The sequence below is a fragment of the Paracoccus sp. (in: a-proteobacteria) genome (genome assembly GCF_030538695.1).
Taxonomy (GTDB): Bacteria; Pseudomonadota; Alphaproteobacteria; order Rhodobacterales; family Rhodobacteraceae; genus Paracoccus.
The window spans coordinates 22,571-46,910 of the sequence record NZ_JAUNTN010000019.1; the positions used below are offsets into that span (position 1 = coordinate 22,571).

23 protein-coding genes are annotated in these 24,340 nt (G+C 65.7%); 10 read left to right on the forward strand and 13 right to left on the reverse strand.

Annotated features, from left to right (window positions below; translation table 11 throughout):
- Positions 1-83: 83 nt before the first annotated feature.
- Positions 84-833 (reverse strand): L,D-transpeptidase, encoded by a 750-nt coding sequence (locus tag Q4G24_RS11750; protein ID WP_303366724.1) that lies wholly within the window; start codon positions 831-833, stop codon positions 84-86.
- A 404-nt stretch (positions 834-1,237) separates the two neighbouring features.
- Between Q4G24_RS11750 and Q4G24_RS16635 the strand changes: the two genes are divergently transcribed.
- Positions 1,238-1,405 (forward strand): GlsB/YeaQ/YmgE family stress response membrane protein, encoded by a 168-nt coding sequence (locus Q4G24_RS16635; protein ID WP_368660940.1) that lies wholly within the window; start codon positions 1,238-1,240, stop codon positions 1,403-1,405.
- A 91-nt stretch (positions 1,406-1,496) separates the two neighbouring features.
- On the opposite strand, the gene Q4G24_RS11760 is transcribed toward Q4G24_RS16635, so the two are convergent.
- The gene (locus Q4G24_RS11760; RefSeq protein WP_303366726.1) at positions 1,497-2,702 is read right to left on the reverse strand and encodes an aminopeptidase P family protein; all 1,206 of its coding nucleotides are present in this window, start codon (positions 2,700-2,702) and stop codon (positions 1,497-1,499) included.
- A gap of 199 nt (positions 2,703-2,901) precedes the next feature.
- Here Q4G24_RS11760 and Q4G24_RS11765 point away from each other — a divergent pair, with 199 nt between their 5' ends.
- A complete protein-coding gene (locus tag Q4G24_RS11765; RefSeq protein WP_303366727.1) occupies positions 2,902-4,527 on the forward strand; it encodes an MFS transporter in 1,626 nt (541 codons plus the stop codon).
- Here the strand turns inward: Q4G24_RS11765 and Q4G24_RS11770 are convergent.
- The 5 genes from Q4G24_RS11770 to Q4G24_RS11790 form a co-directional block, all read right to left on the reverse strand.
- Positions 4,524-5,630 (reverse strand): pyridoxal phosphate-dependent aminotransferase, encoded by a 1,107-nt coding sequence (locus Q4G24_RS11770; RefSeq protein WP_303366728.1) that lies wholly within the window; start codon positions 5,628-5,630, stop codon positions 4,524-4,526. The genes Q4G24_RS11765 and Q4G24_RS11770 overlap by 4 nt on opposite strands.
- Before the next feature lie 7 nt (positions 5,631-5,637).
- Positions 5,638-5,874, reverse strand: a complete 237-nt coding sequence (locus Q4G24_RS11775; protein ID WP_303366729.1) for an Lrp/AsnC ligand binding domain-containing protein — start codon at positions 5,872-5,874, stop codon at positions 5,638-5,640.
- Positions 5,875-5,909: 35 nt separating this feature from the next.
- Entirely contained in the window at positions 5,910-7,286 is a 1,377-nt protein-coding gene (locus tag Q4G24_RS11780; RefSeq protein ID WP_303366730.1) for an MATE family efflux transporter, read from the reverse strand.
- 117 nt (positions 7,287-7,403) lie between these two features.
- Complete coding sequence (locus tag Q4G24_RS11785) at positions 7,404-8,456, reverse strand: YcjF family protein (RefSeq protein WP_303366731.1); 1,053 nt, start codon at positions 8,454-8,456, stop codon at positions 7,404-7,406.
- Positions 8,453-9,817, reverse strand: coding sequence for a YcjX family protein (locus Q4G24_RS11790; protein ID WP_303366732.1), 1,365 nt, complete (start codon positions 9,815-9,817; stop codon positions 8,453-8,455). Before Q4G24_RS11790 ends, Q4G24_RS11785 begins: the two co-directional genes overlap by 4 nt.
- Positions 9,818-9,898: 81 nt before the next feature.
- Here Q4G24_RS11790 and hrpB point away from each other — a divergent pair, with 81 nt between their 5' ends.
- A complete protein-coding gene (hrpB, locus tag Q4G24_RS11795; protein WP_303366733.1) occupies positions 9,899-12,280 on the forward strand; it encodes an ATP-dependent helicase HrpB in 2,382 nt (793 codons plus the stop codon).
- A 45-nt stretch (positions 12,281-12,325) separates the two neighbouring features.
- On the opposite strand, the gene def (Q4G24_RS11800) is transcribed toward hrpB, so the two are convergent.
- Together def (Q4G24_RS11800) and def (Q4G24_RS11805) are read right to left on the reverse strand one after the other, a co-directional pair.
- Positions 12,326-12,826, reverse strand: a complete 501-nt coding sequence (gene def / locus Q4G24_RS11800; RefSeq protein WP_303366734.1) for a peptide deformylase — start codon at positions 12,824-12,826, stop codon at positions 12,326-12,328.
- 17 nt (positions 12,827-12,843) lie between these two features.
- Positions 12,844-13,365: a peptide deformylase gene (def, locus tag Q4G24_RS11805; protein ID WP_303366735.1), complete on the reverse strand. Its 522-nt coding sequence runs from the start codon at positions 13,363-13,365 to the stop codon at positions 12,844-12,846.
- A 91-nt stretch (positions 13,366-13,456) separates the two neighbouring features.
- On the opposite strand from def (Q4G24_RS11805), the gene Q4G24_RS11810 reads away from it, so the two are divergent.
- Positions 13,457-14,638: a MalY/PatB family protein gene (locus tag Q4G24_RS11810; protein ID WP_303366736.1), complete on the forward strand. Its 1,182-nt coding sequence runs from the start codon at positions 13,457-13,459 to the stop codon at positions 14,636-14,638.
- Positions 14,635-15,219: a murein L,D-transpeptidase family protein gene (locus tag Q4G24_RS11815; protein ID WP_303366737.1), complete on the forward strand. Its 585-nt coding sequence runs from the start codon at positions 14,635-14,637 to the stop codon at positions 15,217-15,219. Before Q4G24_RS11810 ends, Q4G24_RS11815 begins: the two co-directional genes overlap by 4 nt.
- Before the next feature lie 21 nt (positions 15,220-15,240).
- Here Q4G24_RS11815 and Q4G24_RS11820 read toward each other — a convergent pair whose 3' ends face one another.
- On the reverse strand, positions 15,241-16,092 hold the full coding sequence (locus Q4G24_RS11820) for an SDR family oxidoreductase (RefSeq protein ID WP_303366738.1): 852 nt from the start codon (positions 16,090-16,092) through the stop codon (positions 15,241-15,243).
- A gap of 82 nt (positions 16,093-16,174) precedes the next feature.
- On the opposite strand from Q4G24_RS11820, the gene Q4G24_RS11825 reads away from it, so the two are divergent.
- Complete coding sequence (locus Q4G24_RS11825; protein ID WP_303366739.1) at positions 16,175-16,558, forward strand: helix-turn-helix domain-containing protein; 384 nt, start codon at positions 16,175-16,177, stop codon at positions 16,556-16,558.
- Positions 16,559-16,567: 9 nt separating this feature from the next.
- Here the strand turns inward: Q4G24_RS11825 and metF are convergent, their stop codons facing one another.
- Complete coding sequence (gene metF, locus Q4G24_RS11830; RefSeq protein WP_303366740.1) at positions 16,568-17,428, reverse strand: methylenetetrahydrofolate reductase [NAD(P)H]; 861 nt, start codon at positions 17,426-17,428, stop codon at positions 16,568-16,570.
- 86 nt (positions 17,429-17,514) lie between these two features.
- On the opposite strand from metF, the gene Q4G24_RS11835 reads away from it, so the two are divergent.
- The 3 genes from Q4G24_RS11835 to Q4G24_RS11845 all read left to right on the forward strand — a co-directional run bounded on the left by Q4G24_RS11835 (position 17,515) and on the right by Q4G24_RS11845 (position 20,335).
- The gene (locus tag Q4G24_RS11835; RefSeq protein WP_303366741.1) at positions 17,515-18,426 is read left to right on the forward strand and encodes a LysR family transcriptional regulator; all 912 of its coding nucleotides are present in this window, start codon (positions 17,515-17,517) and stop codon (positions 18,424-18,426) included.
- 63 nt (positions 18,427-18,489) lie between these two features.
- Positions 18,490-19,278, forward strand: a complete 789-nt coding sequence (locus tag Q4G24_RS11840) for an inositol monophosphatase family protein (RefSeq protein ID WP_303366742.1) — start codon at positions 18,490-18,492, stop codon at positions 19,276-19,278.
- Positions 19,279-19,381: 103 nt separating this feature from the next.
- Complete coding sequence (locus Q4G24_RS11845; protein ID WP_303366743.1) at positions 19,382-20,335, forward strand: DMT family transporter; 954 nt, start codon at positions 19,382-19,384, stop codon at positions 20,333-20,335.
- Here Q4G24_RS11845 and Q4G24_RS11850 read toward each other — a convergent pair.
- The gene (locus Q4G24_RS11850) at positions 20,307-22,403 is read right to left on the reverse strand and encodes a transglycosylase SLT domain-containing protein (RefSeq protein ID WP_303366744.1); all 2,097 of its coding nucleotides are present in this window, start codon (positions 22,401-22,403) and stop codon (positions 20,307-20,309) included. The genes Q4G24_RS11845 and Q4G24_RS11850 overlap by 29 nt on opposite strands.
- 99 nt (positions 22,404-22,502) lie before the next feature.
- On the opposite strand from Q4G24_RS11850, the gene dapA reads away from it, so the two are divergent.
- Positions 22,503-23,378, forward strand: a complete 876-nt coding sequence (gene dapA, locus Q4G24_RS11855) for a 4-hydroxy-tetrahydrodipicolinate synthase (protein ID WP_303366745.1) — start codon at positions 22,503-22,505, stop codon at positions 23,376-23,378.
- A gap of 21 nt (positions 23,379-23,399) precedes the next feature.
- Here the strand turns inward: dapA and rocF are convergent, their stop codons facing one another.
- Positions 23,400-24,320, reverse strand: coding sequence for an arginase (rocF, locus tag Q4G24_RS11860; protein WP_303366746.1), 921 nt, complete (start codon positions 24,318-24,320; stop codon positions 23,400-23,402).
- Between the last annotated feature and the right edge of the window lie 20 nt (positions 24,321-24,340).

The following is a 24,340-nucleotide window of genomic DNA, read 5'->3' on the forward strand; positions in this document are numbered from 1 at the left end:
TGCCGCGCTTGTAGCAGGTCCGGGGGCAAAGGAAAACGCCCCGAACCACAGGTCCGGGGCGTCTGTTCGGTCAGGTTGGCCGCTTATTGTGCGGCATAGGCAACTTGCCCGGCGGGAACCAGATAGCCCTGCGGATCTTGCACCAGATCACCTTCCAGCGCCCGGCTCTGCGCGGCGGTGCGCACGACGACCGGGGCGTTGCGGTCAACCTCTTGATACAGGTCCAGAATGTCCTGGTTGAACATACGGATACAGCCAGCCGAGGTTGCCTTGCCGATCGACGACGGGTCCATGGTGCCGTGGATGCGATACATGGTATCGACATTGCCCTTATACAGATACAGCGCGCGTGCGCCCAGCGGGTTGTGCAACCCGCCCGACAGGCCGTTCTTCAGCGGGCCATACAGATCCGGCTGGGTGGCAACCATATTCGCGGTCGGGGTCCAGCTTGGCCATGCTGCCTTGCGGGCGATGTTGCCCGTGCCGGCAAAGCCCTGACCGGCCTTGCCAACCGAGACGCCATAGCGCATCGCCTGACCGCCCGAGCGGACATGATAGACAAAGCGGGCATAGGGGTCCACGACGATGGTGCCGGGCGCTTCCGAGCCATTGTAATTGACCAGTTGGCGGCGGTTGCGGTCGTTCAGATAGGCCGGGTTGACGGCCACAATGTCGATCGGCTCGCCATTCGGGCCTTTGTCAACGCGGGCCTGATATTCCTGCGGCACCATGTTCATGGTGGCGATGGGGGCCTGATTTGCGGTCGGAGCCGGGGCGGGGGCGCAGGCGGCCACGCCAAGCGCGACAGCCAAAGCGATGGGCGTAAAACGCATCAGAAACATTCCTTCGTTACGGCTGGCAACACCGCTGGCAGGCGGTGCTGCCATAGCAGCGGTTGCATGTCTTGCTTCGATCCCAGGCTACAGCAGATGGCGGCAGGCAAGAGGACCGAAATCCACAGGCCAAAATCGTTTCTATAGAGGAATCGTCAAGCCAGAGTAAAAGCGATGCTGCGGTATGTGTTGCGTTTCGGCAAATATCAATCCCTTATCGGAACCCTTGGCTTGCTGGATCGTTACCCTATTGTGAAGCGCCGTGAGGCCCTCCGGTGCATGCTGTGAATGGGGAATATGTTATTATGTTCAGTGCTGTAGGCCTTCTGACGGCTCTTATCATCGGTGCCATTGCCGGGTGGCTGGCGGGGCAATTGGTCAAAGGTCACGGTCAAGGGATCGTGATGAACATTGTCATCGGTATTCTGGGCGCGGTGCTTGCATCGTTCCTGTTTCCGGCGATTGGTCTGTCCATCGGCGGCGCGGGTTCGCTGATCGGTGCGATCATCTATTCAACGCTTGGTGCGGTGATCTTGCTGCTGCTGATCCGTCTGGTGAACCGCGCCAGCTAAGGACCAGCCAACCAGAACCAGACTGCGGCGCGACATGGACTCGCCCGCAGAATGTGCGGCCCCCGTTGCGATGCAGCGGGGGCCTGTTTTCTTAACCAACCACGTTGAAATCCGGGCCATAGGGGTAATGGGTGATGTCCTCGGCCCCGTCCTCGGTGATAATCAGGATGTCATGTTCCCGGTATCCGCCCGCGCCGGGGCTGCCTTCGGGGATGGTCAGCATCGGTTCCATGCTGATAACCATGCCGGGTTCCAGAACGGTGTCGATGTCCTCGCGCAGCTCCAGCCCGGCCTCGCGGCCATAGTAATGCGACAGGATGCCAAAGCTGTGGCCATAGCCAAAGGTGCGGTATTGCAGCAACTCGCGTTCCGCCAGCCAGTCGTTGATTTTTGCCGTGACCTCGGCACAAGAGGCACCGGGGCGCAACAGGCTCATCCCGTATTCATGCGCGCCGATATTGGCCTGCCAATAGCGCAGGCTGGCCGCATCGACCTCGCCCACGAACATGGTGCGTTCCAGCGCGGTGTAATAGCCGGAAATCATCGGAAAGGCGTTCAGCGACAAGATGTCACCGCACTGCATCGCCCGTGCCGTGACCGGGTTATGGGCGCCGTCGGTGTTCAGGCCGGATTGAAACCAGACCCATGTATCGCGGTATTCGGCGTCGGGAAAGCGGCGGGCGATTTCCAGTTCCATCGCGTCGCGGCCCGCCATTGCGACGTCCAGTTCACGCGCGCCCTCGGTCACGGCGTCGCGCATGGCATAGCCGCCCACATCCGCGACATTCGCGCCGTGCCGGATCAGCACCAGCTCGGCCGGGGATTTGCGCATCCGCTGTTGCATGGTGGCGGGGGCGATGTCGATGCGGGCCGCGGGCGCAAGGAACGCGTCCAGCCGCGCCGATTGCGCCAGTGTCAGGTGGTCGGCCTCGAACCCGATGGTGCGGCCGGTGCCTGCGACATGGGCCACCGCCCGCCAGTAATTGTCCCGCGCCCAATCGGTATAGGTCAGGTTGTCGCCGTGACAGCGCCGCCACGGCTGGCCTGCGTCGATTCCGGCGCTGATCGTCACGCTGGTTTCCGGCGTCACCACCAGCGCATAGGGGCGACCAAAGCTGCAATAAAGAAACCCCGAATAATAGGCGATATTCTGCATCGAGGTCAGCACGGTCGCCTGCACCCCAAGGTCCGCCATGGCGGCCCGCAGCCCGGTCAGGCGGGCATCATATTCGGCGGCGGAAAAGGGCAGGGTGGCCTTGGTGCCGTTGTGAAAGGCGTAGGTCTCGGGTCGGTTCATGGGTATCCCCTCTGGATCGCGCGGTTGCGCGGCGTTCCTGGCGTGCCGGAGGATCGGGCCGGTTGCAGCGGCGACGCCATCGCCGCGGCCCTTGACCTGACGATTGCCGGAACCGCAGGCCCGCGCAACAGTTTTCGCAAGCATCTTGCGGCGGATCGTCGCGCTGCCTAACCTGACAGCAGATCAAGGAAAGCCTGCCGTGCCATCCCGCCCTTCGCCTCTTGCGCCGCTGAAACACCCGCAATTCCGTATGTTGTGGTCGGCCATGCTGGTGTCCAATTTCGGCGGCATGGTGCAGGCGGTCGGTGCGGCCTGGCTGATGACGCAACTGACCGATTCGGCGACGCTGATTGCGCTGGTGCAGGCGTCGAACACGCTGCCGGTGATGATCTTTGCGCTGGCCGCCGGGGCGCTGGCCGATATTTTCGACCGTCGCCGTTTGATCCTGATTGCGCAGTCCGGCATGGCGCTGGTGTCGGTTCTGCTGGCGGTGGCGGCTTTTGCGGGCTGGCTGAACCCGTTTCTGCTGCTGGGGTTCACCTTTCTGATCGGGCTGGGGCAGGCGATGAACAACCCGCCCTGGCAGGCGAGTATGCGCGACATCGTTCCGCGTCAGGACTTGCCGGCGGCCATCACGCTGAACTCGGTCGGGTTCAACATGATGCGCAGCGTTGGCCCGGCGATTGGCGGGATCATCACGGCGTTGTTCGGGGCAGCGGTGGCCTTTGCGGTGAATGCGGTCAGCTATCTGCCGCTGATCGGTGCGATCCTGCGCTGGCGGCCGCAGTATGAGCCGCCCACGACCAGCCCTGAACCCTTTGGCCCTGCCGTTGCTGCCGGGCTGCGCTATGTGGCGCTGTCGCCCAATCTGGTGCGGGTTCTGGCGCGGGGGGCGCTGTTCGGGTTTGCCTCAATCGTGGTGCTGTCGCTGCTGCCGCTTGTGGCGAAATCCCACCCCGAGGGCGGCTCGCTGTTCTTTGGCATCCTGATGGGCTGCTATGGTATCGGCGCGATCATCGGCGCGGGGCTGAACCCGCTGATCCGCGAGAGGTTCAGCAATGAAACCATCGTGCAGCTTGCCTTTACCGGCTTTGCGCTGGCTGCCGGGGTGCTGGCGCTGACGGGCAGCATGTGGCTGCACGCGCTGGCGATTGTTCCGGCAGGGATCAGTTGGGTGCTGGCGCTGTCGCTGTTCAACGTGACGGTGCAGCTTTCGACGCCGCGCTGGGTGGTGGCGCGGGCGCTGGCGCTGTATCAGACGGCGGTGTTTGGCGGTATGGCGGCGGGGTCTTGGGTTTGGGGCGCGGTCGCCAGCGCCTATGGCTGGCAGGCGGCGCTTGGCGCGGCGGCGCTGGTGCTGCTGGCGGGGGCGCTGATCGGCTTCTGGTTCCGCCAGCCCGAGTTCTCATCGCTGGATCTGGACCCGGTGAACCGCTTCAAGGCGCCCGCGCTTGGGCTGGACCTGCAAGGTCGCTCGGGGCCGATTTTCGTGATGGTGGATTATCAGATTGACCCGGCCGACGTGCCGCAGTTTCTGGCGCTGATGCAGCGCCGCCGCGCGATCCGCCGCCGGGACGGCGCCCGGAACTGGGCCTTGCTGCGCGATCTTGAGCATCCGCAGATGTGGTCAGAAAGCTATCACATCGCCACCTGGGATGAATACATCCGCCACAACCTGCGCCGCACCAAATCCGATGCGGGCGTGACCGAGGCCCTGCGCGCCCTGCACCGGGGCGAAGGCCCGCCGCTGGTGCATCGCATGATCGAACGTCACAACGTCACCCCGCAGGATGACGTGCCGCTGGTGGGCAAGATGAATGTTTAACCCGCTGCGGCGATGGCCTTGGGCAGCGCCTCGGCCAGCGCGTCAAGCTCTGCCTGTGGGCCGGTGCTGATCCGCAGGCAGCGATCCATCGGCGCGACAAAGGGCATCCGGACGAAAATATCCCGTGCAGTCAGCTCCGCCAGAACGCGCCGGGCATGGTCGCCGTCGCGGCCCATGTCGATACAGACGAAATTGGTGGCGGATGGCAGCGCCTTCAGTCCGTTTTCCGCCGCGATTGCAGCAATCCGGTCGCGGGTGGTGGTCACGCTGGCGATGATATGGGTCAGCCAGTCCTGATCCTGCAAAGCCGCCAGCGCGCCCACCTGCGCAATGCGATTCACGCCGAAATGGTTGCGGATACGATCAAAGCCCGCAATCAGGTCGGGGTGGCCGATGGCATAGCCGATCCGTGCGCCTGCCATGCCGTAAGCCTTTGAAAAAGTGCGGAACCGGATTGTGCGAGGGTCATCGGCGGCGATGCGGGCCTGCGCCTGATGCGGAGCGAATTCGGCATAGGCTTCGTCCAGCACCAGCAGCCCGCTTTCCGGCAGATGGTCCAGGATCGCCTCGATCTCGGTGCCGGGGACAAAGCTGCCCATCGGGTTGTCCGGGTTCGCCAGATAGGTCAGCCGCGCCCCCACCTGACGGGCGCGTTCGGCCAGCGCCTGCGGGTCTTCGTGATCGTCGCGGTAAGGCACCTTATGCAGCACCCCGCCAAAGCCTGCGACGTGATAGTTGAACGTCGGGTAAGCCCCGTCCGAGGTCACGACCGCATCGCCCGGCGCAATCATCAGCCGCACCAGCAGGCCAAGCAGCCCGTCGATGCCTTCGCCCACCATCACCGATTCCGGCGTGACCCGGTGATGCGCGGCCAGCGCGTGCCGCAGGTCGTGATTATCCGGGTCGCCGTATTTCCAGACCTCGGCCGCCGCCTGCGCCATCGCTGCGACCGCACGGGGCGAGGGGCCAAAGCCCAGCTCATTCGCGCCAAGCCGGGCGCGGAACGGGGCGCCCCGGCGGCGCTCCAGCGTTTCGGGGCCGGTGAAGGGGACGGTTGCGGGCAGGCCCGACGGGATCGGGGCGAAATCAGGGATGCGGGTCATGTGTCTGTCAGAAGGTTTTGAAGGTGATCGTCGTCAAGGTGCGCGCGATGCCGGGGATGCCGAACAGCGCCCCATTCAGAAACAGCCCGGTATCCTGATCTTCGGGGATATAGACCTTGGCCAGCAGGTCGTAATCACCCGATGTCGAATAGAGTTCCGAGACGACCTCGCGGCTATAGATTTCTTCGGCCACGGCATAGGTCTGGCCGGGCTGGCAGCGGATCTGGACAAAGACGGGGCGCATGGCGGGCCTTTCAACGGGGCGTTTGCGCCGTCAGGTTAGCCCGCCTGTCGTGGCGGGGTCCAGTCCCCCCGCGCCCACCCGCGCCAGAACCGGCGCAGCAGCAGGACGGCGGCGATAATCAACCCCACCAGCAGCCCCATCCATAACCCTTGCGGGCCAAAGCCAAAGGTAAAGGCGAACAGATAGCCCGCAGGCAGGCCAATGATCCAATAGGCAATGCTGGCGATCATCATGGGCACCGCCGTATCCTGCACGCCCCGCAACAAGCCCATGGCCGCAACCTGCGTGCCATCGGCAAGCTGGAACAGACCGGCCCAAAACATCAGGATCACCGCCGTTGAAATAATCACCGGGGTTTGCGGGTTGGTGCTATCCAGATACAACGCGATGATCGGGCCGGGCGTCAGGATGAACACCGCCGCCGTCAGTGCCGAAAAAGCGACCGCCAGCCAGATCACGGTGCGGGCGGCCTCGGCCATGCCCTGCTTGTCGCCAAGCCCCTGCATCTGGCCGATGCGAATGGTGGCGGCATTGCCAAGTCCAAGCGGCACCATGAAGGTCAGTGAGGCGACTTGCAGCGCGATCCCATGCGCGGCCAGCTCGATCTTGCCGATCCAGCCCATCATAATGTTGGTGCCGGTGAACATCCCCGCCTCGGCCAGCATCGCCAGCCCGACCGGCAGACCCAGCATGAACACCTGGCGCATGGCCAGCCAGTCTGGTTTCCAGAATCGCACCAGCAGCGCGTATTTCCGTGCCGCAGGCAGCCAGACAGCATAGCCGACCATAATCGCAAGTTGCGCCCATTGGGTGATCAGGCTGGCGATGGCCGCGCCCTGCACGCCCATTTCCGGCGCACCAAGATTGCCAAAGATCAGCACCCAGTTCAGGAACACGTTGACGGGCAGTCCCGCCACCGTCAGCCACAGTACGAATTGCGTCCGCCCAAGCGCCGCCAGATAGCTGGTCAGCGTCGCCCCGCCCAAGGCGGCGAACAGGGCGATGGCAATGATGCGGTTATAGTCCTGCGCCAGCGCCGCCAGTTCCGGGTTCTGACCAAAAGCAACCAGAATCGGCCCGGACCACCACATGAATGGCAGGCACAAGGTCGAATGGATGATCGACAGCCACAGTGCCATGCGGGTGGCACGGCGGACCTCGACCTCATCATCACGGGCAATGGCGGCGGCAATCACGCCCATGACGCTGAAGCCGTAGCCCGCACCCAACAGGAAAAAGATGAAATAGACCGAGTTGGCCAGCACCAGCGCGGCCAGTTCGTCCACGCCATACCAGCCGATCATAATTGTATCGGCCACGCCAATCAGCATCCGTGCGATATGACTGCCGATCAGCGGCAGGCCAATCGACAGGGTTGCGATCAGGTGAGGGCGATAGCGTTGCATATCCATGCGCCGCCCATAGCCCGGCAAGGTGGCGGGCGGCAAGGCTCTTGTGGCGAGGCTGCGCCGGCGGCGCGGGCAGGAGCCTCCGGCGGGGATATTTGGGGACAAAAGATGGTGCGGGCGTCAGTCCTGACCGAACAAACCTTTCAGCCCGCGTGACAGCAGGTTGCCGACCTTGGGCCGGGGTTGCTGGATAAAGGGCAGCGGGCGGCAGACCTCCATCGCGGCGATGCCGACGCGGGCGGTCAGGGCGCCATTGACTACGCCTTCACCAAAGCGGCGGCTGATCTTGGCCAGCGCCCCGCCGCCGGCGATGGTGTGGATCAGGTCGTCGCCTGCGGCTACGGCGCCGGTGGCGATCAGGTGGGTCATCACGGTTCGGGCCAGCCGCCAGCCGCCGACAGCACCGGCGCGGCCGCCGTAGATTTCCGCGATGCGGCGGATCATCCGCAGGTTTGCTGCCAGCGCCGCCAGCACATCGGCCAGCGCCAGCGGGATCAGTGCCGTTGCGGCGGCGACGGTGCGGGCGGCGGCCTCAATCTCGCGCCGGGCGGCCTGGTCCAGCGGAGTCAGCAGGTCGGCTTCTGCCGCCGACAACAGGCTGTGGGCGTCGTAGCTGCTGGTCAGATGTTCGGCCAGCCGGGCGCGGCCCCAGTCCATTTCCGGGCGTTTGTGGTAAAGCCGGTCCAGATCCTGCACGACGGATTTTGCGGCCTGCGCATTATCATCGGCCAGCGCCGTGCCTGCCTTGCGTTGCAGCCGGTCCAACTGGCCAAATCGCGCCCAAGCCCGGTATTCGCGCCACGCCATCGCCAGCGCCGCCAGCGCGAAACCGGCGAACAGTGCGACCCCGATCCAGCCAAGCAGCGGATAGCGGGTCAGCAGATTATTGATGAACTCCAGCGCGGCGACGGAGAGCAGAAAGGTCAGCAGCGCCGCGCCGGTGTTCAGGAAGAACCGCGTCAGCCGTGAGGGCGGGCGCGACACCAGCCGGGCGACCATTTCCATGGTGCGCGGGCGGGGCAGGGCGTCCGGGGCGTCCTCGACCGGGGGCGCATCGGCGGGCGAGGGTGCATCGCCACTCAGGTCGTGCCGGGGTTGTGGGCGGCTGGTGGTGGCCGGGGCGTCCAGCTCGATCAGGACAGGGCGGCGCATATTTGGGGTATCGTCGGTCACAGGCGGTCTCCGATCAGGAACTCGGCGGCGCGATCAAGGCGGATATGGGGCGGGCCGTCGCCGGGTTTCAGCGTCGAAGGTGCGGGGGCAAAGGACATGATCGAATAATCGCCGTCCAGCCAGCGGGTCGCGCCGCGCCGTGCCGGGGCCAGCAATTCCGCCGGGTCGGCGGGCAACTCGCCGGGGTAAAGCGCCGCCTGCCGCCCGTCCATCAGCCGTCCGCGCACGGCGGGCAGGTCGTGGCCGTCCTGCTGGATCATGTCCTCGGTCGTGGTGCGCAGGGCGGCGATGGCGATGGCCTCGGTCCGGGCGCCGGAAAAATCGGCGCGGTCACGGGCTTCACGCAGCAGGGCTGTCAGAATCGCCGTCAGGCGCGGGTGCTGGATATGGTGCAGGTGGTCGGCCTTGGTCGCGGCGAACAGGATGCGTTCGACCCGGCGGGTGCCGAGAAGCTGCGCCAGCCAGCCCGCCCGGCCGGGGCGGAAAGCGGTCAGGATGTCAGCCATGGCGCGGCGCATATCCTCGACCGCCTGCGGGCCGTTGTGGATCGCGCCCAACACGTCCATCAGCACCACCTGACGGTCGATGCGGGCGAAATGGTCACGAAAGAACGGGCGCACCACGTGGGATTTATAGGCATCAAAGCGGCGCGACATCTCGCGGTAGAATGGGGTTTTCGCGGCGGGCATCGGGGCGAAGGTCAGCGCGGGCGAACCGTCCATCTCTCCCGGCAGCAAGAACCGGCCGGGGGTGCAGTCGGACCAGCCCGCATCGCGGGCGGCGTGCAGATGCGCGGTATAGGCGGCGGTCAGCGCCTGCGCGGCGGGTTCCGCAAAAGCATCGGGTGCGGCAGCCAGCGCGGCCATGAACGCATCTGCGCCGGGGCGGCCCTGCATCCGGGTCAGCACCTCGTCAGACCATTCGGCATAGGTCTTGTCCATCAGCCGCAGGTCCAGCAGCCATTCGCCCGGATAATCGACAATATCCAGATGCACCGTGCGCGGCCCGGTCAGCCCGAACCAGCCGCGTGGTTGCAGGCGCAGGGACAGGCGCAACTGGCTGACGTGACGGGTGCCTTCGGGCCAGAAGGGTTCCGGCCCGGTCATCGCGGCCAGATGGTTTTCAAAGTCGAACCGTGGCACGGTATCGTCGGGCTGCGGTTGCAGATAGGCCGCCGTCAGCGTGCCATCCGCCGCCGCGCGCAGCGCGTGCATCCGGCCCCGGTCCAGCAGATTGGCCACCAGCGAGGTGATGAACACCGTCTTTCCCGCCCGGCTGAGGCCGGTCACACCCAGCCGGATCACCGGATCGCCAAGCCCGATGGCCGAGATCGCGCCTTCGGTCAAATCGCTAAGCCGCATTTCTGCCCCTTTCACTTCGCCTGCAAGATAGGCGTGACCGCGCCCGTTGTGTAGGGGCGGGGCCTGCGCCATAACCTGCGCATGTCTAACGCTTTACCCATTGATCCGGTTCTGCCCGAACTTGTCGCCGCGCTGGTGGCGCAGGGGCGTGCGGTGCTGGTCGCGCCGCCGGGGGCGGGCAAGACCACGCGGGTGCCGTTGGCGCTGCTGGATACGGTGCCGGGCAAAATCGTGATGCTGGAGCCGCGCCGCCTTGCCGCCCGCGCCGCAGCCGAGCGGCTGGCCGAGGCCTTGGGCGAGGCCCCTGGTGCGCGTGTCGGTTATCGGATGCGCGGCGAATCCGTGGCGGGCAGCCGGATTGAGGTCGTGACCGAGGGCATCCTGACCCGGATGATCCAATCCGCGCCCGACCTGCCCGGCGTCGGCTGCGTGATCTTTGACGAGTTCCACGAGCGCAGTCTGAACGCCGACCTTGGCCTGGCCCTGCTGATCGAAGCCCGTGCCGCCTTGCGTCCCGATCTGGCGCTGTTGGTGATGTCGGCCACGCTGGACGCCGCCCCGGTTGCGGCGCTGCTGGATGATGCGCCGGTGCTGGTCAGCGAGGGCCGCGCCTTTCCGGTGGAAACCCGCTGGCTGGACCGCCCCTTGCCCGCACAGGCCCGGCTGGAACCGGAAATGGCGCGGCTGATTGCTCAGGCTTTTGCGGAAACCGAAGGCACGATTCTGGCCTTTTTGCCGGGTGAGGGCGAGATCCGCCGTGTGGCGGCCGCGCTGGATCTGGATGCCGATGTGTTGCCGCTGTTTGGCGCGATGGACATTCGGGCGCAACGGGCGGCGCTGGCCCCTGCCGGGGTGCGGCGGCGGGTTGTGCTTGCGACCTCGATCGCGGAAACCTCGCTGACCATTCCGGGGGTGCGGGTGGTGGTGGATGCCGGACGGGCGCGGCGGGCGCGGTTCGATCCGGCCTCGGGCATGTCGCGGCTGGTGACGGAACGCGCCAGCAGGGCCGAGGCCGAACAGCGCCGTGGCCGCGCAGGCCGGGTCGCGCCGGGGGTGTGCTATCGCCTGTGGGCGCGGGCCGAGGAAGGCGCGATGCCCGCATTTGCCCCGCCCGAAATTGCCAGCGCGGATCTGACCGGGCTGGCGCTGGAGCTGGCGCAATGGGGGGCGGATGCCGCTGATTTGGCCTTTCTGACGCCGCCGCCCGAAGCCGCGCTGGCCGAGGCCCGCGCCCTGCTGGCCGACCTTGGGGCGCTGGATGCTGTGGGGCGGATCACCGACCATGGGCGGGTTCTGGCGGGGTTCCCGACGCACCCACGGCTGGCGCATATGCTGGCCGTGGCGGGGCGGGGTGCGGCGGATCTGGCGGCGCTGCTGGCGGATCGTGACCCTTTGCGCGGTGACAGTGACCTGATGCGGCGGCTGCGGGCCTTGCGCCAACCGCCTGCCGATGCCAACCGCGCCACGATTGAGCGTATCCGGGCCGAAGCCAAACGCCTGCGGGCGCTTGCGGATAATGGCCCCGACCTGTCGCCGGGCGCAATGGCGGCCTTGGCCTATCCCGACCGGATTGGCCAGCGCCGCACTGGTGATGCGCCGCGCTATCTGCTGTCAGGCGGGCGTGGAGGGATTTTGCCCGAAGGTGAGGTCGGCGCGCCCTTTATCGTGGCGACCGACCTTGACGGCGCGGGGCGCGAGGCGCGGATCAGGCTGGCCTTGCCCGTGACCGAGGCCGAGCTGCGCGACCTGTTCCCCGACCGTATCGCCGCGCAAACCGTCTGCGCATGGTCCCGGCGCGAAGGCCGGGTGCTGACCCGGCGGCAGGAACGGCTTGGGGCGCTGATCCTGTCCGACCGTCACGATGAAGGTGCCGACCCCGACGCGCTGGCCCGCGCCGCCTTTGACGGCTTGCGCGATATCGGCCTGCCCTGGACACCGGCAGCGGCCCGGCTGCGGGCGCGGATTGCGCTGTTCCCCGATGATCTGCCGCCGGTGGATGACGCCAGCCTGCTGGCCGACCCGGAATGGTTACTGCCGTGGTTGACCAAAGCCCGGACCCGCGCCGATCTGCGCGGTCTGGACCTGACCGAGCCGCTGAAAGCCCTGATCGGCTGGGAGGGGCAGCAGATGCTGGACCGGCTGGCGCCTGCGCATTTCACCAGCCCGCTGGGGCGCCGGGTGCCGATCGACTATGCAGGCGAGGCCCCCGCCATCGAAATCCGCCTGCAAGAGATGTTCGGCACCACCTCGCATCCGGTGGTGGGCAGCCGCCGTGTGCCGCTGCGGGTCACGCTGCTGTCGCCGGGGCAAAAGCCGGTGCAGGTGACGACCGATATTCCGGGGTTTTGGGATACGTCCTATGCCGATGTGCGCAAGGACATGCGCGGCCGTTACCCGCGCCACCCATGGCCCGACGATCCCCGGCAGGCGGACCCGACCTTGCGCACAAAGCCCCGAAGTTAGGTGCCTGTGGCGGGCGCTGTATGGATATTTACAGACAAAAGATGCCTAGCGCCGCGCCATTTTCTGTGACTTTGCGACCAGCATCTTGCGTCGCAAAGGGGTCAGGTGATCGACATACATCCTGCCATTCAGGTGGTCGATCTGGTGCTGGACGCTGGTTGCCCAAATGCCGACGAAATCGCGGTCCTCGACCTCGCCCATCTCGTTCAGAAAGCGGATGGTGACGGCGCGGGGCCGTTCGATCCGGGCAAAGACGCCGGGCAGATTGGGGCTGGCCTCGTCATGGGCGCGCAGTTTGACCGAGGCGTGCAGGATTTCCGGGTTCGCCATGCGTACCGCCTGTCCGCGCTTATCGCTGGCATCGACGACCGCCAGCCGCTGCATGATCCCGATTTGCGGCGCGGCAAGGCCGACGCCGGGCATCGCTTCCATCGTGTCGATCATGTCGTCCCAAATCATCCGGGTGACATCCGTGACCTCGGCCACCGGGTCAGCCGGGATATGCAGGCGGCGGTCCGTATAGGGGAGGAAGGCGCGAATGGTCATCGTCAGTATCCAGCGGGTCAGGCCAGCGCACGGTCGCGTTTCAGCTTGACCATCTTGCGGGTAATCATCTGGCGTTTCAGCGCCGACAGGTGGTCGATGAACAGCACCCCGTTCAGGTGGTCCATCTCATGCTGGGCGCAGGTGGCCCAGAGGCCGTCGAAGTCTTCCTCATGCGTCTTGCCGTCCAGCCCGGTCCAGCGCATCCGCACCTGTTTCGGGCGCGTCACCGGGGCGTATTGGTCGGGGATCGACAGGCAGCCTTCCTCATAAGTGTTGGGTTCGTCGCTGGTCCAGGTGATTTCCGGGTCAATCAGCACCATCGGGCGGCGTTCGGCATCCGGGTCGCGCTGCGCGTCCATCACGAACATGCGGATGGTCTGGCCGACCTGTGGTGCGGCAAGGCCGACGCCCGGCGCGTCATACATGGTCGCCAGCATGTCGCGGGCCAGCGTGTCGATATCGTCGGTCACGCGGCCGATGGGGTCGCAGACCTTCTTCAGGCGGGGATCGGGGTGGATCAGGATTGGGCGCAATGTCATGCCCGTGATCTAGGCGATTGCCGGGTTTTGCGCAACGGGTGCTTGCAGCCCCGCCCGCGCTGGGGCATCCCTGATGGCAAAGGAGACCCGCATGACCCCTGATTTTGACGAAATCATCGACCGCCGCGGCACCCGTTGCAACAAATGGGACGACATGCAGGCCGCCTATGGTGTCAGTCCCGATGACGGGATCAGCATGTGGGTGGCGGATATGGACTTTCGCCCGCCTGCGGCGGTGCAGGCGGCGCTGCAATCGCTGCTGGATCATGGGGTTTACGGTTATCCGGGCCGCAATGACGCCTATCTGGACGCGATCTGCTGGTGGCAGCAGAACCGCCACGGCTGGCAGATCGGGCACGGCGATATTCTGACCGTTCACGGGCTGGTCAATGGCACCGCGCTGGCGGTTGCGGCCTATACCCGGCCCGGCGACGGGGTTTGCGTCATGTCGCCGGTCTATCATGCCTTTGGCCGCGTGATCCGCGCCGCCGGGCGTGAACTGGTCGAACTGCCGATGCAGATTGAGGACGGTCTTTACCATTTCGACGCAGCCGCATGGGACGCCCGCATGACCGGGCATGAACGCGCCTTTATCCTCTGTTCGCCGCATAATCCTGGCGGGCGCGTCTGGTCAGAGGACGAATTGCGGGCGATTGCGGATTTCTGCATCCGGCACGATCTGGTGCTGATCTCGGACGAGATTCATCAGGACATCATCATGCCCGGCGCGCCGCGTCATATTCCCACCGCGCTGGCGGCACCGCAGGTCATGGACCGGCTGGTGGTGCTGTCCTCGGCCACCAAGACCTTTAACATTGCGGGCGCCCATATCGGCCATGCGATCATTCCTGACCCGGCGCTGCGCAAGGCGTATCAGGACCAGATGGCCGCGCTTGGCCTGTCGCCGGGGCTGTTCGGCCTGCCGATGGTAACGGCGGCCTATTCGCCCGAGGGGGCGGAATGGGTTGATGCGCTTTGCACCTATCTGGATGGCAACCGGCGGCTGTTTGACGATGCGGTGAATGCGATTCCGGGGCTGCAATCCATGCCACTTCAGGCGACCTATCTGGCGTGGGTCGATTTCGCCGGCACCGGCATGGACCGGACCGAGTTCACCGCACGGGTCGAACGCGACGCCCGCATCGCCGCCAACCATGGCCCGACCTTCGGCGCGGGCGGCGACAGCTTCATGCGGTTCAACCTTGCCACCCCGCGCGCCCGTGTGCGTGAGGCGGCCGCGCGTCTGCAAGCTGCCTTTACCGATCTGCAATGAGGCGTATCAAGCGGTTGATCTGGCTGATCCTGCTGGTGATGGCGGGGCTGTGGTGGATTGGCCAGCAAACGCCGCAGGCCCCGCGCCCCTCGGATCGCAGCGAAGTTCCGGCCCGACCGGCACCGCGCCCTGAACCTATCGGGCGGGCGCTGACCGGCCCGGTGGATCGCATCCTGATCGAGAAATCCGCCCGCCGGATGAGCGTGTTCCGCGATGGGCAGCGGCTGAAATCCTATAATGTCGCGCTGGGTTTCGCGCCGCAGGGGCATAAGCAGCAGCAGGGCGATGGGCGCACGCCCGAAGGCTTTTACCGCATCGACCGCAAGAACGACCGCAGCGCCTTTCACCTGTCGCTTGGCATCGACTATCCCCGCCGCGCTGACCGGCAGGCGGCGGCAGCACTTGGGGTCAGTCCCGGCGGTGACATCATGATTCACGGCCAGCCGAACCAGTTGGATATTGCCGATAACATGCGCATCAACGGCGACTGGACCGCCGGTTGCATTGCCGTCAGTAATGGCGAGATGCAGGAATTATTCCGCGCCATCCCGATCGGCACCGAGGTCGAGATCAGGCCCTGATCGGGGCCTGATCCCATGGTTTCAGCGCAGCGCCGCCGCCATTGCTTCGGCCAGCGGCGTGGTCGGGCGGCCAATCAGCGTAGCCAGATCGCCGCTATCCCCGAACAGCCCGCCATCGGCTGCTGCGGCATCGGATTGCGCCAGCACTTCGGCAAAACCCTGCGGAATACCGGCCCCGGCCAGCGCGGCGGCGTAATCGGCCTGCGTCATGTTCACATAGGGGATTTGTCGCCCGGTCTGGCGGGACAACTCTGCCGCAAAATCGGCCAGCGTATAGGCGCTGTCGCCTGACAGCTCATAGGTTTTGCCCGCCTGATCGGGCCGGGTCAGCACTGCTGCGGCCGCCGCCGCGTAATCCGCCCGCGTGGCCGAGGCGATGCGCCCCTGACCGGCCGCACCGATCAGCGCGCCATGTTCCAGCGCCGCCGGGAGACCGGCCAGATAGTTCTCCGTATACCAGCCATTGCGCAGCAGCACATACGGCAGGCCGGACGCGGCCAGTTCGGCTTCGGTCGTGCGGTGTTCCTCGGCCAGCAGCAGGGCCGAGCGATCCGCGTGCAGCAGCGAGGTATAGGCCAGCAGCCCCACCCCTGCCGCCTTGGCTGCCGCGATCACGTTGCGATGTTGCGCCGCCCGCTGGCCAACCTCGCTGGAGGAAATCAACAGCAGCTTATCGGCCCCCTGAAAGGCAGCCTCCAGCGCCGGTTGGTCGCTGTAATCGGCACGGCGGACCTGCACCCCCTGCGCGGCCAGATCGGCTACGCTGTCAGGGTTGCGCACCACGGCGATAATCTGATCCGCAGGCTGGCTGTCCAGCAGCGCGGCGATGACGAGGCGGCCAAGCTGGCCCGAGGCTCCGGTAATAGCAATCATGGCAGTGTCCTTTCGGTTGATCTGGACTTTATATAGCATGATAGCTAACTAAAAGTAAGAACGCACAAAAAGGTAAGCTAAAATGCCCGCTGATGCCCCTGTTTCCCAGCAATTGCGTGGTGATTTGTTTGCTGCGGCCTGCCCCTCGCGGCAGGTGTTGAAGCATGTGACAAGCCGTTGGGGGGTGCTGATTCTGATTGCGCTGCAAACCGGCACGCATCGGTTCAGCCAGTTGCGCGACCGGATTGGCGGGGTCAGCGAAAAGATGCTGGCGCAGACGTTGCAGGCGCTGGAAACTGACGGGTTCATCCTGCGCGTGGCGCATCCGGTGATTCCGCCGCATGTCGATTACAGCCTGACCCCGCTGGGCCATCAGGTCGCGGAACGGGTGCGTGAACTGGCCGACTGGATCGAGGTCACGATGCCCGAAATCACCCGCGCCCAATCACGCCACGCCGGGGGGTGATGCACCCGCTCAGGCGGCCTCGACCTTGGGGCTGATCCCCAGGCGACGACAGATTTCGGCGGTCATTTCCGGGCGGTTCAGCGTATAGAAATGCAGGTGATTCACGCCGCCATCAATCAGCTTGCGGCACAGGTCGGTGGCCAGATCAAGGGCCAGCGCGTGCTGGTCGGTGCTGGTCTCGAACGCCTGTTCAACCGATGCGGGAACACTGGTGCCGCAGCGGGCGGCAAGGTTTTTCGCCCCCTTCCAGCTTTGGATCGGCAGGATGCCGGGCAGGATCGGGGCCTTGATCCCGGCTGCCGCGCAGGCGTCACGAAAGCGGAAAAACGTCTCTGGTTCAAAAAAGAACTGGGTGATGGCACTGGTCGCACCTGCGTCCACCTTGCGCTTTAACCAGGCCACATCGGCGGCGGTGTCGGGGCTGTCCGGGTGCGGTTCGGGATAAGCGCCGCAGCGGATTTCAAAATCACCACGGGCGGCAATGGCCTCGATCAGTTCGACGGCGCTGGCAAAACCCTCCGGGTGGGGGGTGAAGCGGTCCTGCCCCTGCGGCGCATCTCCGCGCAGGGCGACGATCTGGCGAATCCCGGCCTGCGCATAGGTGTCCACGATCTCCAGCGTCTCGGTGCGGGTGGCCTCGACACAGGTCAGATGCGCGGCGACGGGGATGCCGTAGTTCTTTTGAAGCGTTACCACCGCTTCATGCGTCAACTGCCGCGTGGTGCCGCCAGCGCCATAGGTCACAGACACGAAATCCGGGGCCAGCGGTGCCAGCGCATTGGCGGTTTCCCACAGCCGGAAGGACGCATCCAGCGTCTTGGGGGGAAAGAACTCAAGGCTGATCTTGGGGCTGATTTTAGGCGCGGACATGGTGATTCCTTTCGTTGCGGGCCTTGTGCCATGCGCAACTGCGTGAGACAATTTCATAATATGCAATATCAACATGAGGTGGTCTCATGTATCTTGAGCTGCGCCATCTGCGCACCTTACGGGCGATTCATGAGCAGGGCGGGCTGGCCCGTGCGGCGGACCGGCTGCATATCACCCAATCGGCGCTGTCGCATCAGATCAAGGCGCTGGAGGATCAGGCCGGGGTGGAACTGTTCGTGCGCCGTGCCAAGCCGATGCGCCTGTCTGCCGCCGGGATGCGCCTTTTACGATTGGCCGAACAAGTCCTGCCGCTGGTCGAGGCCGCCGAGGCCGAGTTTCGCGCTGTCGAGGCGGGCCATACCGGGCGGCTGCATGTGGCGCTGGAATGTCACCATTGTTTCGACTGGCTGCTGCCGGTGCTGGATCAGTTCCGCCGTGCATGGCCCGATGTGGATATGGACATCCGGTCCAGCCTGTCGCTGAACGCGCTGACGGCCCTTGCGCGCGAGGAGGTGGATGCGGTGATCTCATCCGACCCCGAGGATCTCGCCGGGCTGCGGTTCCAGCCGTTGTTCGATTACGCGCCGATGCTGGTGCTGCCTGCGGGGCATCCGCTGGTGGCCAAGGGCTATGCCGATCCGGCCGATCTGGCCGGGGAAACGCTGATAACCTATCCGATGGACCGCGCCCGGCTGGATGTGTTTTCGCATTTCCTTGATCCGGCAGGGGTCGAGCCTGCGCATATCCGGCGGGTCGAGCAGACTCAGGTCGCTCTGATGCTGGTCGCCAGCGGGCATGGGGTGGCGGTCATGCCGGATTGGGTCTTGCGGCAGGCGGCGGGAAACCCGGAACTGGCGCTGCTGCCGCTGGGGCCGCGCGGTGTGCTGCGCCGCCTTTACGCCGCCGTGCGCGACGATGATCTGGCGCTGCCGTTCATGGCGCATTTCCTTCGGCTGGCGCGGACGGAACCGCTGCGGCTGATGAAGGGCGCAGCGTAACGGGCGGCTTCACAATCGCCGCCAAAACCCCTAAACGGGCGGCAACCCCCGAAAGGAATACACATGGCCAGCGCCAATCTGAACATTATGATAAAGGCCGCCCGTAAGGCAGGTCGCAGTCTCGTCAAGGACTTCCGCGAGGTCGAGAACCTTCAGGTCTCGGTCAAGGGGGCGGGCGATTTCGTCAGCCGTGCCGACCGCGAGGCCGAGCGGATCATCAAGGAAGAACTGCGCGGCGCCCGCCCGAATTATGGCTGGCTGGGCGAGGAAACCGGCGAAGATGCGGGCGAAGACCCGACGCGCCGCTGGATCGTGGACCCGCTGGACGGCACCACCAACTTTCTGCACGGGCTGCCGCATTGGGCGGTCAGCATCGCGCTGGAACATAAGGGCGAGGTCGTCGCCGCAGTCGTATTCGACGCCGCCAAGGACGAAATGTTCGTGGCCGAAAAGGGTGGCGGGGCGTTTATGAATGACACCCGGATTCGCGTTTCGGCGCGGCGGCAGATGATCGAATCAATCTTTGCCACCGGGGTGCCTTTTGGTGGGCGCGGGACGTTGCCCGCGACGCTGAAGGATCTGGCACGGCTGATGCCGGAAACCGCAGGCGTGCGCCGCTGGGGTGCTGCCGCGCTGGATCTGGCCTATGTCGCGGCGGGGCGCGTTGATGGCTATTGGGAACGCGGGATCAACGCCTGGGACGTGGCCGCCGGGGTGCTGCTGGTGCGCGAGGCGGGCGGCTTTGTCGAGGCGATCCGCGAGGGCGAAAGCCCGGTCGAATCGGGCAATATCGTCGCCGGTAACGCGCAACTGTTTGAACGGTTCGCCAAAATCATTCGCACGCGCGACTGAGGCGTCGGGGAGAGGGGCGCTGCCCCTCTTGGCCTGACGGCCAATTCACCCCGGGATATTTTTATGAAGAAGAAAACCGGGGCGGTGGGGTGATGAGGTTCTGATGACCGACCAAAAGCCCGCCGCCCCGTTGAATGCCCCGCTGGCGCGACCGCCTGCAGTGCCGCCGCCTTTGGCGCAGCCGCTTGGGGCCGGGAATGAGCGGGCAGCCATCGGGTTGATGGTGCTGGTCTGTGCAATCTTCGCGGCACAGGACGCCTTGTCGCGGCATCTTGGCGGGGCTTATCCGCCGGTTTTTGTGGTCATGCTGCGCTATTGGTTTCTGGCGGTGTTCTGCACGGTCATGGTGATGCGCCAGCCGGGCGGGCTGCGCCGGGCGATACGGTCGAAGCGGCCGGTTTTACAGGTGGTCCGGGGGCTGTTGCTGGTGGCCGAGATAATCCTGATGGTCGAGGCTTTCGTGCGGCTTGGGCTGGTCAATACCCATGCCGTCTTTACCGTCTATCCGCTGCTGGTGGTGGCGCTGTCGGGGCCGATCCTTGGCGAAAAGGTCGGCTGGCGGCGCTGGACGGCGGTGGCGGTCGGGTTTTGCGGCATCCTGATCGTGTTACGTCCCGGCAGCGGGGTGTTCTCGGCCGATGCGCTGCTGCCTTTGGGGGCGGCCTTCATGTTTGCGGTTTACGGGTTGCTGACGCGGCTGGTGGCGCGGGATGATCCGGCTCCGGTCAGCTTTTTCTGGACCGGGATTTCCGGTGCGATTGCGGTGACGGCTATCGGGGTCTGGCATATGCAGCCGCTGGCCCCGCGCGATTGGGTCTGGATGGCGTGCCTGTGTCTGGCGGCAACGGTGGCGCATTTCCTGTTGATCCGGGCTTATGAGATGGCCGAGGCATCCGTGATCCAGCCCTTTGCCTATACGCAGCTTGTGTTCGTCAGCGTGATTGGGGTGGCCGTGTTTGGCGATTATCTGGCACCGAATGTGGTGATCGGCGGGCTGATCGCAGTCGGCGCGGGCATGTTCACCCTGTTCAGGGTGCGGGCGAAGGCGCAGGGTTAGCGTCATCGAAAGCCGCAGCTTCGGGCGACAGCGGGTCGCCATCGCGGGGCGGCTTGCGTGAGGTTTTCAGGGTTTCCGGCAGGGTTTGACGGGCGCGGGGTGGCGGTGGAATAATACCGTCGCCGGTCAGGTCCAGCGTCAGCCGGATTGGCACCGGCTGGCCCTTGATGCGGGCGCGATAGGGGCCAAGCGCCTCGGCCACGCGCATCACATAGTTGCGGGTTTCGTCAAAGGGGATCAGCTCGACCCAATCCACCGGGTCGGCATCGCGGCGGATGTCGCCCAAATCGCCAAGCCAGCGGTTTGAGCGCCCCGGCCCGGCGTTATACCCCACCGCCACCAGCGCGACCGAGGGGCCAAAGCGGTTGCGCAGCCCTTGCAGATAGCTGGCCCCAAGCACAGCATTATAGCCGGGGTCAGAGCCAAGCCGGGCGGCGTCATATTCCATCCCCAACTGGCCAGCGACCTGCTGCGCGGTGGCGGGCATCAGTTGCATCAGCCCCTGTGCGCCGACATGGCTGCCCGCCCTTGGGTTGAACTCGGATTCCTGGCGCGAGATTGCCATGACCAGTTCTGGCGGCACACCAAGGTCCACCTGCTCCAGCCCGGTCAGGGGGATATAGGCGGCGGGGTGGATCGCGCCCTTCATCGCCGCCGCCTTTGCCAGCCGCAGCGCGTGATGGGTCTGGTGCAGTTCCAGCATCAGCCGGGACATGCGGGCGGTGTCCTCGGGCGTGGCGGTTTCCGCGATATGGGAAAAGAACCGCTGCGCCTCGTCGGGTTGACCGGCGGCAGCCAGCCAGACGGCGGCCTGCCAGCGCGGATCGGATCGCAGGGCGCTGCCGCGCCAGTCGGGCAGGCTGGGGGCATTGGTGTCAGGGATCAGCGCCGGGTCCATCGGCAGGCCAAGCCGTTCGGCGGCAAGCTGGCCGTAATAGGCGGATTGATGTGCGGCGGCGGCGGTAAAGGCGGCGGTGGCCTGCTCGGCGCGGCCTGCGGCCTCATGTGCGCGGGCCTGCCAATACAGGGCGCGGCTGGTGCTGATCGGGCTGGCGACCACGGTTTCCAGATGGCGGAAATGGTCCAGCGCCCGGTCGGGCTGGCCGCCCCGCAGCGCGGCGTAACCGGCCAACCATTCCAGATCGGAATAGCGGCGATGATCGGGCGGCAGATAGTGGTTCGCGGCCAGCCGCTCGGCCAGTGTCCAGTCACCGGCCCGCAGCGCCGCGCGGGCGTAATCGGCGCGTTGGCTGGCCCAAGCCTCGGGGCGGCCCAAAGCCTCGGCCGAGGTCGAGCGTTCCAGCATCAGATCCCGCGCCGGATCATGCAGTCGCGCCGCCACGCGCCAGCGGAAGCGGTCCACCGCCAGCCCGGCGTCATTGCGCTGTGCGGGCGGCAGGGCGCGGATCAGATCATCCACGCCCTCGCGCCGGGCCTGCAAGGCGACGCGGGCGGCAATCAGCGGGCGGTCGGCCTGTGGAACCATGGACTGCATCCGCTCGGCGGCCTGCCAGTCGCCCTGATCCAGCAGGAACAGCGCACGCGGCAAATGGTCGGGGATCAGTTGCGGGCCGTAATCGGCCAGAAAGGCCAGCTCATCCGCTGCGCTCAGCGGGGTTTCGCGCCAAAACCGGCTGATTTCAGGACCAGCGGCAGGCGGGTTCGACCCTTGCAGCGCCGCCAGATAGGCGCGTTCCGCCACCAGCGAGGCGGGCTTGCGGGTGCTGAACCAGCGCAGGATCGCCTCGGGCGGCAGGCCGTCGCGCAGGGTCTCATCCCCCCGGCGGCGCAGCAGGTCCAGACCGGGCCAGTCAGGATGTGCGGTCAGAAAGGCTTCGTATTCGGTAAAGCTGCCCTGACCAGCCCGCAGCCTGCGCCAGTCCAGCAACGCCTGTGCCAGCGGGCCGCTCTGACCTGCCGCAAGCGCCGCCCCGGCCCAGTCGCTTTGATCCGCCGCCGCCCATGCCTGACGCAAGGCGTCCGCATTTTCAGACCAAGCGGGCAGGGGCGCGGCCAACAGCAGCGCCAGCCCCAAAGCGTGCAGCCTGTGCCGGAACGGATACATCATGCCGCCTTTGTGGCGGGGCTTCGCGCGGGGTGCAACTCACATCCTTGGCAAATGCGCAGGCAGCGGCTAGAGATTCAGCAAACGTAACAGGAGCGTGTCATGTTCAAAGGGTCCATTCCCGCCTTGGTCACGCCGTTCACCACGGACGGCGAACTCGATCTGGACACGCTGAAAAAGCTGGTCGAGTGGCATATCGAACAGGGCAGCCACGGCATTGTCCCGGTCGGCACCACCGGCGAAAGCCCGACCCTGACCCATGACGAACACCGGCTGGTGGTGGAAACCGTGGTGAATGTGGTGGCCGGGCGCATCCCGGTGATCGCGGGCGCCGGGTCGAACAGCACCCGCGAGGGCGTTGGCCTGATCCGGCACGCGCAGGATGTTGGGGCCGATGCGGCGCTGGTCGTCACGCCCTATTACAACAAGCCCACGCAGGCGGGGATGATTGCGCATTACACCGCATTGCATGATGCCAGCGACCTGCCGATCGTCATTTACAATATTCCGGGCCGCTCGGTCGTGGATATGTCGCCGGAAACCATGGGTGAGCTGGCGCGGTTGCCGCGCATCGTCGGGGTCAAGGACGCTACCGGCAAGCTGGAGCGCGTGCCGCTGCAACGCATGACCTGCGGCAAGGACTTCATCCAGCTTTCGGGCGAGGACGCAACCGCGCTTGGTTTCAACGTGCATGGCGGCGTCGGCTGCATCAGCGTGACCGCCAATGTCGCGCCCGCGCTGTGTGCGCAGTTCCAGAACGCCACCTTGTCGGGCGATTGGGACAAGGCGCTGGAATTGCAGGACCGGCTGATGCCCCTGCATGTGGCGATTTTCCTGGAACCCGGTGTGGCAGGGGCGAAATACGCCATGTCGCGGTTGGGTCTGTGCGAAAACCGTGTGCGGCTGCCGTTGCTGCCTGCCACGCCTGCGACCTGTGCGCAGATCGACGCGGCGTTGGAACATGCCGGGCTGCTATAAGGCTCGGCACGTTCGGCTTGGTTAATAAGACCGCGTGGGCCGGTCAAAGACCTTGCGCCCGAACAGGCTGCCGACCAGATCGACCATCAGCTTGGCGGTGCGGCCGCGTTCGTCCAGAAACGGGTTCAGCTCGACCAGATCCAGGCTGGTCATCAGCCCCGATTCATGCAGCATTTCGCAGACCAGATGCGCCTCGCGGAAGGTGGTGCCGCCGGGAACGGTGGTGCCGACGGCGGGTGCGATGGATGGGTCCAGGAAATCCACGTCCAACGATACATGCAGCATCCCGCCCGCTGCGCGCACCCGATCCAGAAACCGGCGCAAGGGCGCAACGATGCCCTGTTCGTCCAGCACGCGCATGTCGTTGACCTCGATTTCCGTGTCGTTCAGCGCGGCATGTTCGGCAGGGTCAACGCTGCGGATGCCGAACATGCAGATGTTCCCGCCCGGCACCGGCGCGGGGAAGGGCGGAAAGGCGTCGAACCCCTCACGCCCCGCGATATAGGCCATCGGGGTGCCGTGCAGATTGCCCGAAGTCGTCGTCTGAACCGTGTGGAAATCGGTATGCGCATCCAGCCAGATCACGAACAGCGGCCGCCCCTGTGCCTGCGCATATTCCGCCACACCCGCGACCGAGCCGAGCGACAGCGAATGGTCCCCGCCCATGAAAATCGGCAACCCACCATCCTGCATCGCCGCCAGCCCCGCCGCCCGCAGCGCCTTGGTCCAGCCGAGCGTTTCAGGCAGGTGATGCACCGCCGGATTGTCGGCTTCCGCCAGAATCGGGATCATGCTGACATTGCCGCGATCCTCGACACCATGGCCCAGTTCGGCCAGCACCTCGGCCAGCCGCGCCACGCGATAGGCCGCCGGTCCCATCAGGCAACCGGGGCGGCGCTGGCCTTCGTCAACCGGCGCACCGATCAGGATGCAGTTGCTCATGGGGTTCCCTTTCTGGTTTG